Annotated in this window: 13 protein-coding genes; 4 read left to right on the top strand and 9 right to left on the bottom strand. The window is 66.1% G+C overall.

What is annotated here, in order from left to right; all coding sequences use genetic code 11:
* Positions 1-12 precede the first annotated feature (12 nt).
* Positions 13-1,590 carry an alpha/beta hydrolase gene (locus P9254_RS15035; protein ID WP_278056775.1) on the bottom strand — a complete coding sequence of 526 codons (1,578 nt, stop codon included), beginning with the start codon at positions 1,588-1,590 and terminating at the stop codon, positions 13-15.
* Positions 1,591-1,900: 310 nt separating this feature from the next.
* Complete coding sequence (locus tag P9254_RS15030; RefSeq protein ID WP_278056774.1) at positions 1,901-3,334, bottom strand: MFS transporter; 1,434 nt, start codon at positions 3,332-3,334, stop codon at positions 1,901-1,903.
* 134 nt (positions 3,335-3,468) lie between these two features.
* Between P9254_RS15030 and P9254_RS15025 the strand changes: the two genes are divergently transcribed.
* Entirely contained in the window at positions 3,469-4,362 is an 894-nt protein-coding gene (locus tag P9254_RS15025; RefSeq protein WP_278056773.1) for a LysR family transcriptional regulator, read from the top strand.
* A gap of 782 nt (positions 4,363-5,144) precedes the next feature.
* On the opposite strand, the gene P9254_RS15020 is transcribed toward P9254_RS15025, so the two are convergent.
* The 6 genes from P9254_RS15020 to P9254_RS14995 all read right to left on the bottom strand — a co-directional run bounded on the left by P9254_RS15020 (position 5,145) and on the right by P9254_RS14995 (position 10,165).
* The gene (locus tag P9254_RS15020; RefSeq protein ID WP_156751039.1) at positions 5,145-5,282 is read right to left on the bottom strand and encodes a hypothetical protein; all 138 of its coding nucleotides are present in this window, start codon (positions 5,280-5,282) and stop codon (positions 5,145-5,147) included.
* 308 nt (positions 5,283-5,590) lie between these two features.
* A complete protein-coding gene (locus tag P9254_RS15015) occupies positions 5,591-5,683 on the bottom strand; it encodes a hypothetical protein (RefSeq protein ID WP_082953785.1) in 93 nt (30 codons plus the stop codon).
* A 102-nt stretch (positions 5,684-5,785) separates the two neighbouring features.
* Complete coding sequence (locus P9254_RS15010; RefSeq protein WP_082953784.1) at positions 5,786-5,878, bottom strand: hypothetical protein; 93 nt, start codon at positions 5,876-5,878, stop codon at positions 5,786-5,788.
* Positions 5,879-6,035: 157 nt separating this feature from the next.
* A complete protein-coding gene (locus tag P9254_RS15005; protein WP_278056770.1) occupies positions 6,036-6,968 on the bottom strand; it encodes a hypothetical protein in 933 nt (310 codons plus the stop codon).
* Positions 6,969-7,368: 400 nt separating this feature from the next.
* On the bottom strand, positions 7,369-9,444 hold the full coding sequence (locus P9254_RS15000; protein WP_278056769.1) for an AI-2E family transporter: 2,076 nt from the start codon (positions 9,442-9,444) through the stop codon (positions 7,369-7,371).
* Positions 9,445-9,622: 178 nt separating this feature from the next.
* On the bottom strand, positions 9,623-10,165 hold the full coding sequence (locus P9254_RS14995; RefSeq protein ID WP_067322371.1) for a hypothetical protein: 543 nt from the start codon (positions 10,163-10,165) through the stop codon (positions 9,623-9,625).
* A gap of 361 nt (positions 10,166-10,526) precedes the next feature.
* Here P9254_RS14995 and P9254_RS14990 point away from each other — a divergent pair, with 361 nt between their 5' ends.
* A complete protein-coding gene (locus P9254_RS14990; protein ID WP_278056767.1) occupies positions 10,527-12,539 on the top strand; it encodes an acyltransferase family protein in 2,013 nt (670 codons plus the stop codon).
* Between the two features lie 257 nt (positions 12,540-12,796).
* On the opposite strand, the gene P9254_RS14985 is transcribed toward P9254_RS14990, so the two are convergent.
* Positions 12,797-13,150: a cupin domain-containing protein gene (locus P9254_RS14985; RefSeq protein WP_095778861.1), complete on the bottom strand. Its 354-nt coding sequence runs from the start codon at positions 13,148-13,150 to the stop codon at positions 12,797-12,799.
* A gap of 284 nt (positions 13,151-13,434) precedes the next feature.
* On the opposite strand from P9254_RS14985, the gene P9254_RS14980 reads away from it, so the two are divergent.
* A complete protein-coding gene (locus P9254_RS14980; protein ID WP_095801564.1) occupies positions 13,435-13,752 on the top strand; it encodes a hypothetical protein in 318 nt (105 codons plus the stop codon).
* A 120-nt stretch (positions 13,753-13,872) separates the two neighbouring features.
* Positions 13,873-15,138, top strand: a complete 1,266-nt coding sequence (locus P9254_RS14975) for a DUF763 domain-containing protein (RefSeq protein WP_278056766.1) — start codon at positions 13,873-13,875, stop codon at positions 15,136-15,138.
* The last annotated feature ends 221 nt before the right edge of the window (positions 15,139-15,359 follow it).

Genomic DNA, 15,359 nt, shown 5'->3' with positions numbered 1-15,359 from the left:
GTAGGAGATTTCCTACGACCCTGCCGTACCGGCGACGAAGGCCCGGACGTGGGCGACGAACTCGTCGAAGGCCGGCTCGCCCTCAAGCAGGATGTGGTTTTGGCTTTCCAGCTCGAGGAAGCTGGCGCCGGGAATGCCTGCCGCCATGGTGCGGCCGGACTCGACCGGGGCAACATTGTCTTCCCGCGCGTGCAGCACCAGGGTCGGCACTCGCACTTTTTCGAGCAGCTCGCTGACATCGATCACGGAAAAGGCGGTCTGCAGGCGCCAGGCGTCGTCCGGCAAAACCGTGCGCCGCATCAGATCGTCCATCCAGCCGAAATGTTCGTGCGTGGCGCCGGGGATGAACATGGAGCAGAAGGCTTGGCGGAACATCGGGTTCGACTTGCCCCAGCTCTCGCGCATCAGCGTCGATACGGCCTCGCGCGTGGCGATCTCGCCGGGGTCGCCGCGCGCCCGCCAGCCTTTGACGTAGCCGCCGTAGAGGATCATGCCCGAGACTTTCTCGGGGTGGCGTATGGCATAGGCGATCGAAACCGCGCAGCTCTGCGACAGACCAAGAAGCGTGAAGCGATCGAGCCCCGCGGCCTCGACGACGCATTCGAGATCCGACACCATCGTGTCGAACGAGACGTCGGCCACGTGGCGTTGCGACAGGCCATTGCAGCGCTCGTCGTAGCGCACCAACTGGTTCCGGCGTGACAGTTCCCTCATCCAGTGCCGCCAGATCGGGCTGTCCCAGTCGAAGGTCAGATGCGACATCCAATGCGCGGCGCGCAGGATGGGCGGGCCGCTGCCGGTCTTGGCAAAAGCAAGCCTTGTGCCGTCGCGAGCCCGGCAGAAATGGACGGCGCGGCCGGGATCCTGCGCGGGCGTCGGGCGGTTGGCAAGCTGAGTGGAAGGTGATTGCATCTGGGCCACGTCCGTGGCGCCGCGTTGCGCGGAGCGTCCCGTCGGCTGGGCGGCTGCCGCCCTCACCTTCTCTTCCAGCGCCGCGATCTCTTCCGCCAGGCCGATATCCTCCGGCAGCAGCCGGCGCAGGCGCCTGGCAAGCGGCAGCGCACGCCTCGGCTCCCCGGCCAGGCGCTCGATCAGCTCGCGCAACATGCCGAGCTCGGCGATCTCGACCTCGCTGGCGACGCCCGCGCGCCAGGCCTCGTATTCGAAGCAGCGCTCGAGCGAAAGATCGGCAAGGAAATCGCCGCGGATCGAACCGGCCGCGGCCTCCAGCTCTTCCGTGGACGCCATGGAAAGATCGGCCTTCACCAGCGGCAGCAGCCGGGCATAGTCCGTGCCAAGTTTCAGCGAGACAGTGTTGCGGTCGGCGACCAGAGCGGATTCGTCGTCGCCGAGCACCTGGCGGATCTTGGACAGGCTCCAGCGCAAGGCGCCGCGCGGATCGTCGGGAATGTCCCAGAAGATTTCGCAGAGCCGCTCGCGCTGATGCGCCTTGCCGGTGACGGCGAGATAGGCAAGCAAGGCTCTCGTCTTGCGCGACGGAGGCAGGTCGAGCAGCGCGCCGTCGCGGACCACCTGGAAATCGCCGAGCACGCACAGGTCCAGCAGCCCCTTATGCGGAGCGTCGGTCATCCGGCCGGGCACCCTTCCACTGCCATCTGGCTCCTCGTCGATGCGGCGGGAGAAGACCGCAACGGAATATCAAAATCGGCTAATTTACGGAAGCCGATACGGCAAGACGGGCGCGGGGAATGTGCAATGGGTTACATTGGCGGCGATGCGTACTCTCCCTTCGAGGGGAGCTGTCGCCGAAGGTGACAGAGGGGGCGCTTCGCGTGAAGCGCCAGCGCTCCCCCCGACATCAGACGGCGTTGGCAATCCAAGTGAGACGACCCCCCTCTGTCCTGCCGGACATCTCCCCCGCAAGGGCGGAGATTGGATGTCACCAACGCTTTCGCAAATCTCCAACCGCCGCAATCGCCACCGCCACGATCACCAGCCCAGCCGCCACTGCGAACGTAAACCCCATCCCGCCCGCGACTGCTTCCGGTGTCGCGGCGCCGATCTCGCCAGTGCCCACCGCGAAGGCAAACACCGCGCCCATCACCGCCGTGCCGGTGATCAGGCCGAGATTGCGCGACAGGCTGAGCATGCCCGAGACCACGCCGCGCTCGTTCTTATCGACATCGGCCATGACGGCGGTGTTGTTCGCCGCCTGAAAGAGCTGATAGCCGGGCGTCAGCAGCATGATCGCCGCCGCGTAGCCGGCGATGCCGAACAGCGCCGGCAGCAGAGTGAGCGCGGCGCAGCCGATGGTCATCAGCACCAGCCCGGCAACGACCATGGCGGACGCGCCCAGGCGATCGACGATGCGGCCGGCAATCACGCCGCACAGCGCCGAGACGACCGGGCCGATCGACAGCACGGCGCCGACCTGCGCTTCGCCCAGGCCCAGCGCGCGCGACAGGAAGAAGGGCCCGACGACAAGCGTCGCCATCATCACGGTGGAGACCAGCCCGTTCATGGCAAGGCTCGGCGCCAGCACCGGATCGCTGAACAGCGCTGGTTTGACCAGAGGCGACGCCACTCTCCGCTGCGCATAGAGGAACAGAGCGGCGCCGAGACCGGCCATGCCGAGCAGCGCGATGTTCGTGCCGCCGAAATGGCCGCGTCCTGCCGTCATCGCCAGCGCATAGGCGGCGAGCGTCAAGGCAAGCAGCAGTGTGCCCAGCGCGTCGAAGCGCGGGCCAACGCCCTGCGCCTCATTGCGGAGGAACGTCGCGGTTTGATCGCCCGGCAGGAAGCGCCGGGCGAGGATCATCGCCACGACACCCAGCCCGGCAGTGACGAGGAAGATCGCGCGCCAGCCGAGGGAAGCGATCAGCACGCCGCCAAGCGACGGCCCAAGCGCGGTGCCGATCGCGGACATGGTGCCGAGCAGGCCCATGGCGCTGCCGGTGCGCACTTTCGGCATCGTCGTGCCGACCAAGGCCATGGTCAGCGCCATCATCACCGCGGCGCCGAGGCCTTGAGCGGCGCGGGCGGCGACCAGCAGCGGCAGCGACGGCGCAAGCGCGGCCGCCAGCGACGCGGCGCTGAACAGGCCAAGACCGGCGACCAGCAGCAGCCGGCGGCCGACGAGATCGCCGAGACGCCCGACGCTGACGATGAGCGCGGTGACGGCAAGCAGATAGGCAAGCACCACCCATTGCACCGCCTGGAAGGATGCTGCGAAGGCGGTGCTCAGCGTCGGCAGCGCGACATTGGCGATGCTGGTGCTGAGCGAGGACAAAAGCATCGCCAGCGACAGGCTGGCCAGCGCGCCGCTTGCCGAGCGCCTTGCGGGAGCGGCGCGTGGATCTGCGATATCGGCCATGGTTCTTCTCCGGCTCGGGTGGAACTTGCCGGGACAATAGGTGCCTCGCCAATATGGCGGAATGCGCAGCATTTGCACTCGAATAGTGCATGAAACGCCCTGTCACTGCATCGAGGACGTGCTAAGATCGCGCCATGTCCCGACCCGATCTCAACCTGCTCGTCACGCTGGACGTGCTCATCGCCGAAGGCAGTGTCGCGAAAGCCGCGCGGCGGCTGAAGCTCAGCCCGTCGGCAATGAGCCGCGCGCTCGCAAGACTGCGCGAGGTGACCGGCGATCCGCTTCTGGTCCGCGCCGGGCGCGGCCTGGTGCCGACGCCGCGCGCCATCGAGCTCGGGACGGATGTCGGCCGGCTGGTGAAGGAGGCGGAGGCTGTGCTGCGCCCCGCCGATCGCCTTGATCTGAAGCGGCTTACGCGCAGTTTCACGCTGCGCAACAGCGATGGTTTTGTGGAAAATTTCGGCCCTGCCCTTCTCGCGCGCGTCGCCGAGGAAGCGCCGGGCGTGCAGCTGCGCTTCGTGCCGAAGCCCGACAAGGACAGCGCGCCGATGCGCGAAGGCAGTGTCGATCTCGAGACCGGCGTTATCGGCGGCTCGACCGGCCCCGAGGTGCGGGCGCAGGCGCTGTTCCGCGACCGTTTCGTCGGCGTGGTGCGCAGCGGCCATCCGCTGTGCGACGGCAAGATCACCGCCGCCCGCTTCGCCGCCGGCCGGCATATATTGATCTCGCGCCGCGGGCTGGATCGCGGGCCTATCGACGACGCGCTGGAACTCGCCGGGCTGACGCGGACGATCGCCACCGTGGTCGGCGGCTTCGCGGAAGCGCTGGCGCTGGCGCGCGGCTCCGATCTCATCGCCACGGTGCCCGAGCGCTATACCGGCAAGCTGCGCGAAGGCCTGCTCACCTTCGCATTGCCGGTGAAGCTCGCCGGGCTCACCATCTCGCTGCTATGGCACCCGCGCCTCGACGCCGACCCCGCGCATCGGTGGCTGCGGGGCCTGGTAAGGGAGGTGTGCGGAGGGCGGTGAGACAGCCGATCTCCTTTCGCGGCGACCGGCACGCAGGCAGGCGAGGCGCGAAGGAACGCCGCGCCGACAGACCGACACGCCGGGACGGAGCGGGGGGACGCCCAACAAGAACCCCCGCTCCGTCGCTGCGCGAGCACCTCTGCCCGATCTGCCCGCCAGGACCTGCGCCGGGACACTTCGAGCAACCGATCGCCCACCCTCATCGGATGGCGAATTTTAGCATCCCTGCATGTGCGCATCATGAAGCGGTTCACAGAGCGGCAGCGTTCCTCTCCCCAGCCTTTGAGGGGCGACGAAACCGCTAGCGCGACGGGTAATTCACTGCCGTTTGCCCGCCAATGCTGCGTTGCCGAAATGCGCCCAAAAAAAGTCAGGTTGACAACCGGACCTCAAAACGCCTCAACCAGTGAAAAACCAGCCTATTCAAACGTGTAGGCGGCAACATTCGTGTCGCTTGCCGCAACGGCCGAAAAGCCCGGAAATCCGCCATTTCGGAGCCTGCCGGCGCGGCAACCGCGGAAATGCGGCAGCCCGATTTCGGCATTGCACAACGGAAAAAAACGCTGTTCCGGAGGCGCCGCCGCCGACGTTGACAGCCAGCCGGGCCAATGGCAATCCGCAGTGACTGGTCACGTCATGACCGTTGCTGTTGGGGACGGACGGGGTTTCAGCAGCTTGGCGGCGGCGCCGGACGGGCGGGCACTTGCGTAGTGTACCGCCCGCTCCTGGCCGGCAGCGGCGCGAGGTTTCGCGTACGAGGCTCAGAAAGGGTGCCCAGACCGCTACTGACGAACCGTTGCCAGCTTTTCAAGCGTCGGCTTGCTGTACGTCTTCTTGATCGCAATTCCCACCTGAAGACGCTTCGCGTGGGCGAGCGCCGCCGGGGAGCGACCATCAAGCTTGCGGCCGGAAGCGTTCACCAGGCGCTCCGTACGACGCAACAGGTCGTAAGAGCGGATCAGCGCCCTTCTGCTCTCCTCAATCAGTTGGTCCTGGAAATCTGCGGCCGCGTGCCCGCGCGGGCAAGTGGGGATTCTTGTTCTCGAGCATGCCGCTCTCCCTGTTCAGACGGGAGCGCGGATCAACGTCTCTCAGTCGCCAATGGTGTCCGGTGGGTGGTTACCAGCGATACGGCAGGGTACGCCGATTGGTGCGCCGTGGCAAAGCCAATAGTTTCGACCGATCTCGGACCGCCGCAAAGGAGTGCCGCAGGGCGGCCTGGCTCGCCTCAGAAGGTAAAGCCGGACGACGGCGCGGCGGCGGTCGCGGCCGACAGCCTGCCGCGCTTTTGCAGCCGCGGCTTTTCGTAAGTCTTCTTCATCGTCCATTCCTGGGCGGGTCAACGACCGGCGCAGGTGAACGCGATGCGGCCGCCCTGTCAAGCTTAGCCCGGGAATGTTTGCCCTTTTGGCTGTTGCTTAGGTCAGCGCGGCGGGAGCGGGGCCGACGACCCGGCAACGACGCTCGACAGCTTCTGGCGCTTCACCAGCACCGGTTTCTCATAGATCTTCTTCATGGATATGCCCCTTGCCCAATTTGCCGCCTCAAGACGCAGGGGAAGTGCCGTTTTGTCAAAAAACGTTTTCGTGAGATGCGTGCAAAGCGAGCCGGCTGCAACCGAATACGGGCAGGCTGTGGTCAGCCGGCAACATCGAGCCTGCTGAGGTTCGTTCCTAGCCCGCGTGCTGCAGCCAATGGCGGTCGAACACGTCGAGGATGGCGCGGTACTCGGACGGCGGGATTTGGTTGACGCCGCCGTCGCTGCCGGCACTGAGGAACTGGCCGAGCTGCCGGTCGACCGCTTCCGGGTGCTCCATGACGATGCCGAGGCTCGCGAGATCGGCGGCGATCGAGGTGCCCGGCGGCAGGTACCCGCCCCATTGCTCGGCGGCTGGCGCATCGCGCAGGCGCACCAGAAGGATTCTTGTCAGCGAGGGCTGCGCCTCCGGGCCGATGATGGCGGTGCCAACCATATAGCCGCCGAGCACGCTCACCGGTTGCGTCTGCGGGAACAGGCAAAGGAAGAACTGCGCTTCGCCGCCCACCTCCTTCAGATGCAGGTAGAGGCTGCGCTTTGCCGGCGTGACCGGCCCGCCGAGTTGCAACTGCCCGGTCGGCAATGTCTCGCGATATGTGGCGGTGAACGCATGCGCGCCGGGCCCCGCCTCGATCGACAGGCGGCCCCTGATGAGTTGGCCGCGATAGTAAGGCGACCAGGCGCGCGAATAGCAGGCATAGGTCCCGGCAAGCGCCAGCCCGGTGCCCTTGTCGTCATGTCCGGGCGAGGCCTCGGCCTGCGCGTGGGCGCGGCGTTCGAGCTCCGTCGCGTCGATGCCGTGCCGGGCCGCGATCGCGGCCGTGAAGCTCGGCAGATCGCTCTCGGCGATCCAGGCGCCGGGTCGCTCGAGGCGCAGCACTTTCGCCCAGTCTTCGTAGACGCTGTGCTCGCGAGGCTGGGCGCGGCCTTGCAGCCATTTGTCGGCGCGGCCGATATCGAAAGCCGTCTTCGGATTGACTGCTCGGAACGCCGCCGCCAGATCCTTGCGGCTGGCGGTTCCCAGCACGACCGAAGTCAGTCGTAACTTCTGCGCGATGTTCAGTGCCATCCGGCTGCACCTGTTCCGTCCCGACAGAATCGGGATTGGCCTCTTGTTCGAGCGAAGATCATGCTTTCACGGCCGCCGCAAGCTCACTGGGCAGGGCAACCAGGAGCAGGCAAGCCGTCCCGCCGGCTCCGCAGCAGCGCCGCAGGACGATCCAGGCCAAGCCATCCGCCTGCACTGGACCTGCATTTCTAGCGCGCTCCGAAGGATCCGGGCTTCTGCCCGGATCGGCGAGGCAGAACAGAAACGGCCGGACAAGGGCCGAACCAGACAGCCACCCGGCCAGCCTGAGGGCTGGGGCGTGGCGCCGCCGGCGGGGCCGGCGCCTGCCCGCGCGGATCGCAAAGCCGCGCGGTTCGCGCGGGCCTTCGGGCCGGTCAATTGAGGGGGAAAGTCGCCTCCCTCATCCAGCCGCCTGCAGCTCCTTCTTGCGGGCCGGCCGGCGGCGTGGCCGGCGTTGCGGCGCAAGCTTCAGCATCACCGGCGGCTCGCTCGACAGGGCGCCCGTCACGGCGCTGACCATGCCATGGGCGACGAAATCGGCGTTAAGCCCGGCGGCAAGTTCGGCCGCGGCCTTGGCGTCGCTGTTGCCGATTTCCGACCAGGACACGATGCCGACCCTGAGACGCGGTTTCAGCCGCTTCAGCCGCCGCACCATGAAGCGCGCGTGCTTGGTGGAGTCGCGGTTGAGGAAACCGATCACCACCGTATCGACGCCGCTCAGGTCGAGGCGGCGGATCCCGGCAGGTTCGAGGTCAATGAAACTCGCTCTCGACACTTCGGCGCCCTGCACCTCCAGCACCTGCGCCAGCATCGCGGCGGCGGCGTCGTCGAGCTCGCCCCGCCCGCCGGCGCAAAGCACGGAGAAGCCCACGCCATCCGGAAGATCGACCTCCTCGGATAGAGGCTCCTTGCCGTCGCCGGCCTTCCGATCGTTCGCCTTGCCTTCAGCAGCCTTGCCCGCGGTGATCTTGGCTGAGGCTGCCTTGCCCGGCAAGGCCTCGGCCGAGGCAGTGGCTGCCTGCTGGTCCTCTTCCTCCTCGGCTTCCGCCTCCTCCGCTTCCTCCTGGGCGCTGGCGTCCAGATTGGCGACGAGCGTCAGCGCGCTCGCCGCGACCTGTTTGCGCTGTTCGTCATCCATGACGCCGCGCATGCGGTCCTGCTCGCCAAGCAGCAGCGCCGGAATCGCCACCTGGTCGTAGAACTCGAACAGGTATTTTTCTTCGAGCATCTCCTCGGCGTGGTCGGTCGCCTCGTCCGGATCGGCGGCAAGCAGCCGCTGATAGAGACGCGCATGAGGCTCGAGCACCGGCTCGTTCCCGAACAGCACGTCGAGGAACTCGAACTGCGGAACGTGGCGGCCGAGGACGACGAGGCAGACGGTGAGCGGCGTCGACAGCACCAGGCCGATCGGCCCCCAGAGCCAGGTCCAGAAGATCGCCGCGACGATGATGGCGAGCGGCGAGAGGCCGGTGCGCGAGCCATAGAGCCATGGCTCGATGACGTTGCCGGTGATCAGCTCCATGGCGATGAACAGTGCCGCGGTCCACAGAAGCAGCGACCAGCCGGGCGCCACCGCCAGCGCCAGGAACAGCGGCAGCAGCGCGCCGATGATCGGGCCGATATAGGGAACGAAGCGCAAGGCGAGCGCCAGCAGGCCCCAAAGCAGCGCGTTGGGGATGCCCAGCACCCACAGGCCGATGGTGACCGGGATGGCGTAGATGACGTTGACCACCAGCTGCATCAACAGATACTGGCCGACCCGCTTGCCGGCATCCTGCAGCGCCTGGGTGGTGCGGTGGAGATCGCCATAGCCGACGAGACGGATGAAGCGGTCGCGCAGATCCTCCCGCTCCATCAGCATGAAGATGACGACGACGACCACAAGGCCGGCCGAGCCGAGCGGGCTGAGCAGCGGCTCGATGACCTTTTGCAACACTTCGAGCGGCCTTTCCTGCGCGACGATCTCGACCGGGATCGGATCGCGCTTCGGCGTCTGGGCGGCGGACGGCAGCTGCGGCTCCTGGCGCTCGAATTCCTGGCCGACGCGCTCGATCACGCCGCTCAAGCGCGAGATGATGCCGTTGCCCAGCCCGTTTTCCTTCAGCGCGCGGATCTTTGTCAGGATGTTGATCTGATAGACGGGGATGTTCTGGGCGAGGTCGCTGACCTGCGTGGCCACCACGAAGGAGAACAGCGCAAGCGCGGCAAAGGCGCCCAAAACGCTGGCAATCACGGCAGGCAGGCGCGGAATGCCGACGCGTTTCAACGCCGACACGAGCGGCGCGATGGCGAAAGTCAACAGCAGCGCGACTGCGATCGGCAAAAACACTTCGCGCCCGAAATAGAGCGCCGCAACCGACGCGACGACGGTTGCGACCGTCGGCAGCGCCGTGCGCGGATGGCTGCGCGAGGCAGCAAGCAGGCCCGCCAGCCCCGGTTCCGGCTCGCGCGTGCCGTTCTGACGATTATCCGCCACCGTGAGTCTCCACCCTGCCCGCCATGATTGGCTTTCGCCGGCGTGCAACGCGCGGATCGGAGGATGGTTGCGAGGCGCGATCAGTTGGAGGGAGGACGAAGCGGCTGATGCAAATCTCCCCTTGCGGACAAGGGGAGATTTGAAGCGCTCGCCGCCGCACCAGAAGGCTCTTGCCCGGCTATTTTACCGGGATCATGAGATGCGCGTAGGGCGTGCCCGGCCACATCACGTAAGGCTTGGACGTGTCGGGCTTGGCATCGGTCGGATAGCCTTTCATCATGTCCATCGCGTTGACGATCATCACATGCGGCCCCGTCTCGATCCAATTGTTGCCTGCCTCGGGCTTCGTCGCATAAGGATCGGTATTGCTGCCGTCGGTGCCGCCGGACAGCATATACATGAAGCCGACCTTGCCTTTGGGCGGTTCCTTCTTTTCCAGCCAGGCCATCGCCCATTCCATCGAGTTGGCATCGCCGCACATCGGATCCGGACCGGGCGAGGCCGGATTGTCCGGCATGCACCAGAAGCCGGTCTTGCCCTCGCGCAGGGTGCGCATGTTCCCCTTTTCATCCATGGCGTAGACCGCAGCGCCACTCGCCACTGCGGCGGGTGCGGCGGACTCGGCGCTTTTGATCAGCGCAGCATCGTCGGCAGCTGCGCCCTGGATCGCAATCAAACTGCCCGCTGCCAACAGCGCAGCGACCGTCAGAAGCCGTTTCATGGCCGTTCTCCGGTTCGAGTTGATGTCTTTGTGCATGATGTCGGACGTCACGGCGTCCCAGAGCCGTTCGTCGGTGCATTGATCCTACCAGATTACCTGCAGGCGGACAATTTGCCTTTAGCGTTCGCCAATGTCCTTCCATGCTCTCGAACGCTGGCGAAACCGGCGGCTGAGCTCCTTCGTCATCCTGGGCGAAACGAGGCGCGCAGACCCTGGCGTGCCGAAGCGTCGGCTGCCACCGGCGTTGCTGCCGCCTCCCTTTATGTTGCACTGCGTTAGATTTGTTGCATTGCGGTATGAGCCCATAGGCGCGAGGCTTTCCCAAGGCGGGATACGAACGACCGTTGCGAGGTTCGCCTTCGTGTCAGCACCATCGCCGGACTTCCGGCCCGACATTGAGGGGTTGCGGGCGCTCGCCGTGGCGGGCGTTGTCGCTTTCCACTTCGGCCTCACCGCCCTGCCCGGCGGCTTTGCCGGCGTGGACATCTTTTTCGTCATCTCCGGCTACCTCATCACCCGCCATTTGGTCAGCGAGATTTCGCTCACCGGCCGGCTCGACCTCCTTCGCTTTTATGCCCGACGCGCGCGGCGCCTGCTGCCGGTGGCGCTGTTCGTCATCGCCGCCACGCTTGCCGTCGGCACGCTGATCCTGTCGCCGGAGGAGCAGGCGCTCTATTCCAAGGGCGCGATGTTCGCCTCCGCCTACATGATCAATCTGTGGCTGATCCGCTGGTCGTTCGACTATTTCGCCAACGACGCCGCCAACAATCCCTTCATCCACTACTGGTCGCTGTCGGTGGAGGAGCAGTTTTACCTCGCCTGGCCGGCGCTGCTGATGCTGGCGGCCTGGCTGAGGCCCGGCAAGCGGACGATCATGCTTGCGATCGGCATTGCCAGCCTGGTCTCCTTCGCGGTCTGCGCCTGGCTGACCCCCATTTCGCAGCCCTGGGCCTTCTACTTCTCGCCGCTGCGCGCCTGGGAATTCGCCGCCGGCGGGCTGGCTTCGATGGCGCCGGCATGGCTGCTCCAGAACCGCCCGCGGCTCGGGACGGCGTTCAGCCTCTGCGGGCTGGTCCTCATTGCCTTCGCTTACCTCACCTTCAGCGAGGAGGCTCCCTTCCCCGGTTTCCTGGCGCTCGTGCCCGTGGCCGGTACTGTCCTTCTCTTGCTGGCGGGCGCGGCCGGCGTCGGGGACGGCATTCTTTCACGCAATTTCGAACGGAAAAACGCGGGGCTCTTTTCCTCGAATTGCGTGAATGCCGCCCTGGCGCTGCCGCCCTTGCAGTGGATCGGAAAGGTTTCCTACTCGCTCTATCTCTGGCACTGGCCGGTGATCGTCTACGCCGGCATGCTGGTCGAGGAGCTGACTTTTGCGCAACGCCTCGCCTGCCTCGGGCTGACGTTGGCGCTCTCTGCGCTGAGCTATCATTTCATCGAGAATCCAATCCGCCGCAATGGCTGGCTTATGGCCAATGCGGCGCGGGCGCTGGTGCCGGCCCTCCTCCTGACCGGCACCGGCGTCGCAGCCGCTTACGGCAACGCAGCGCTTGCCGTGCGCGCCGAGGACCCCGAGCAGCGCGCGATCGCGGCAAGTGCGGCCGAGCCGGCCACCGCGCGCGCCAAGGCCTGCGTCGAGGGCTACGACACGGTAACGCCGAAACCCTGCGTGTTCGGCAATGGCCAGCGCGTGATCGCGCTGTTCGGCGATTCGCACGCCGATCACTGGTCGACACCGCTGATCGAGGCAGGAAAGAAGAACGGCTACCGCGTCGAGACCTGGCTGAAGAGCTCGTGCCGGCCCTCACGGTTTTCCTACTTTGTCACGAAGCTCAACCGCGACTACCGCGAATGCGACCAATGGCGCGAACAGGCGATCAAGGAGATCATCGCGGCCAGGCCTTCGCTGGTGGTGATCTCCGAACTGGCGCTGACCTCCTCGCGCAAGATGGCGGCGGGCAAGGGCGAGCCGGACACGCCGGACGCCGTATGGCGGGCCGGCCTGCGCTCGACACTGACCAGCTTGAGCAAGGCTGGGCTGAAGATCGCCTTCATCCGCGACGTGCCCTTCAACGACGAGAACATCGACACCTGCGTGTCGCGCGCGCTGTGGCGCGACAAGGCGCCCTCGCTCTGCGACCAGAGCCGCGCCTATGCCGCCAACGACCAGATGGCGGCGGTCGAGCGCGAGATCGTCACCAGCGTGCCCAATGCCACCTACGTCGACCTCACCGACCGCTTCTGCAACGCCACCACCTGCCACGTCTTCATCGACGGCCAGCTCGCCTTCCGCGACCAGCATCATCTGGCGACGCCGTTCGCGGAATCGCTGGAACCGGAGGTGGAAAGACGCGTGATCTCGAAGGTGGGAAGGTAGGGCGCCGCCCCTGTCGTTCGTCATGCTAGGGCGGAGCAAGGAGCGAAGCGACGCGCGCAGACCCTAGGAACCATGCCGTGACGCTAAAGCGTTGCACCAGTGACAGAATTCTGCACCGTAGCGCTTCACGCCGAAGGTCACGGCATGGATCCTCGGGTCAAGCCCGAGGATTGCGACCGTGCGAGCGTCGGCGTTCCTTCACACCCCGTCTGTCCTGCCAGACATCCCCCGCAAGGGGGGAGATCAGCAGCTTCTGCTTACTCCGCCACAACCACAAAATGCTTAGTCACCGGCTCGAGGATCTTCCAGGTACCCTTGAAATCGGCTTCGACCACGAAGGCGTCGCCGGGGCCGACCTCGACCGGCTCGCCGCCATCGGGCGTGATGAGGATGCGGCCGGCGATCATGTGGACGAATTCATAGTCGGTGTAGGTGGCGTGGTAGGTGCCGGGCGAAGCGCGCCAGGTGCCGGACATCACCTTGCCGTCCTCGCTGGTGTGCTGGACGGCGGTCTGCATGGTCGGCGATCCCTCGACCGCGATCCAGCCCGGCAGATCGCCGCCATCGCCATGCTCGACGGGGCCGAATTTCAGGATAGTGGGCTTGGTCATGGCAGGCTCCTGCGGTTGGGATTGGCTGGACGTGGCAATAGACGACGACGCCGAGCGCGCACGCGCTGCACGGCGACAGCAGGTGGCGATATGGCGACTCCGAAGATCGAAAACAGCGGGGCGAAGAAAAGCGTGACCTTCCCCGCAAGGGCGAAGATCGTCAGCTTCGGCGCCGCTTCGCTCCTTGCTGGGCCCAGGATCGCCGCCCAACTTTCTCGGAACACCACCCGTCCCGAAACCGTTTGTGCCTCGAAGGGGCAACCATCGACCTCAAGGAGGCAGCGATGAAAAAGCTTCTGCTTGCTTCGATGATCGCCATCGCCTCGGCGTTTGCGATCGCGCCGGCGAGTGCCGGTAGCGTTCAGTTCGGCATCGGCGTCGGCCCCAGCTACGGCGATTACTATGGTGACTACTATGGCGGGTATTACCCTCACCGCTATTACCGACACGTCTACGGTGACGACTACTACACTCCCTATCGCGAGCGTTATGTGGTGCGCTATCATAACCGGTATTATCGCGATCATTGCCGGATCAAGATCGTGAAGCACTGGCGCCACGGCCACCGCGTCATCGAAAAGATCCGCATCTGCCGGCGCTGACCGACCAGCGAGCGGACATCTCCCCTCGGCGAGGGGAGATGTCCGGCTGCGGCTGCGCCGCCTTGCAAATTCCCGCCAAAATGCCATCTAGAAGCCGGCATTCATAAGGGAAAGCAAAAAGTGACGCAGCGAAGCGGCAGCGCCGACCTGCCGCTGCATGGCGGGCGGGTTCCGAAATGGCTGGGCGATCGCATGACGAGGCTCGGCGCGGTGCTGTGCGAAGCCATCATCCATCATTACGGCCGCGACGAGCTTTTGCGGCGCCTCGCCCATCCCTTCTGGTTCCAGTCCTTCGGCGCCGTGATGGGCATGGACTGGCATTCTTCTGGCATCACCACTTCCGTCATCGGCGCGCTGAAGCGGGGCCTCAATCCGATGGCCGGCGAGCTTGGCATCCATGTCTGCGGCGGGCGCGGCGCACATTCGCGCAAGACGCCGGGCGAGTTGCTGGCGATCGGCGACCATGTCGGCCTCGACGGCCAAGCTCTTGCCACTGCCAGCCGGCTGGTCGCCAAGGTGGACAGCGCCGCCGTGCAGGACGGCTACGACCTCTACCTGCACGGCTTCATCGTCAGCGATGACGGGCGCTGGGTGGTGGTGCAGCAGGGCATGAACGGCGACGCCCGCCAGGCGCGCCGCTACCACTGGCTGTCGGAGGGGCTGGAAAGCTTCGTCGACCAGCCGCATGCGGCGATCGAGGGCGAACGCCAAGGCGAGATCGTCAACCTCACCGACCACCGCGCCGAGAAAGCCCGCGGGGGGCAGATCGCGCTTCTGAAGACGATGAGCCCGGAAAAGATCCTGAGCGAGCTTGCCGTTCTGGAGCCTGCCGCGGCGCCGGAGCCGGCCGCGCAGCCGCTGTTGCCCAACCTCGTCATGCCCGCGCATCACGACGTGCGCGAGAGCGACATCGTCATGCGCCGTCTGCACGGCAACATTGCCGCCGCGATCGAGAGCGGCCCGAAGGATTTTCCCGAACTGCTGCTGGTGCCCGGCGTCGGCCCGCGCACGGTGCGCGCGCTCGCCATGGTCTCCGAGGTGGTGCACGGCGCGCCCTGCCGCTTCTCCGACCCGGCGCGCTTCTCGCTCGCCCACGGCGGCAAGGACCGCCACCCCTTCCCCGTGCCGCTTAAGGTCTATGACGAGACGATCTCGGTGCTGAAATCGGCGGTGAGCAAGGCCAGGCTCGGGCGCGAGGAAGAGCTGCAGGCGCTCAAGCGGCTGGACGGGGAGTCACGCCGGATGGAGCGCTATGTGACGGGGCCGAGCCTGAAGGAGATCGTCGCGGGGGAAATGGACCAGTCGCATTTGCTCGGAGGGCGGAGCGTGTTTGGGTGGGAACCACCACCTGATAGCGACCCGAAGCCGCTGAAGAAAGGCGCTTGAGACACGGCTGAAACGGCGTCACGCAAAGCGCGCAGATAACCGCATCGATCGGCGCTGCCCCTCATTGCCCTGCCGGGCATTTCTCCCCGTATAGTGACGGGGAGAAAGATGCTGTCACCGCCGCTTTCGCCAACCGCCAACGTCGCGGAATAGCTGCCAGCGTCGCGGCCATCCCCTTCTCCCCGTCACTATACGGGGAGAAGGTGCCGGCAGGCGGATGA

The organism is Mesorhizobium sp. WSM4983 (genome assembly GCF_029625765.1).
GTDB lineage: Bacteria > Pseudomonadota > Alphaproteobacteria > Rhizobiales > Rhizobiaceae > Mesorhizobium.
This window is presented reverse-complemented; position numbering and strand designations above follow the sequence as displayed.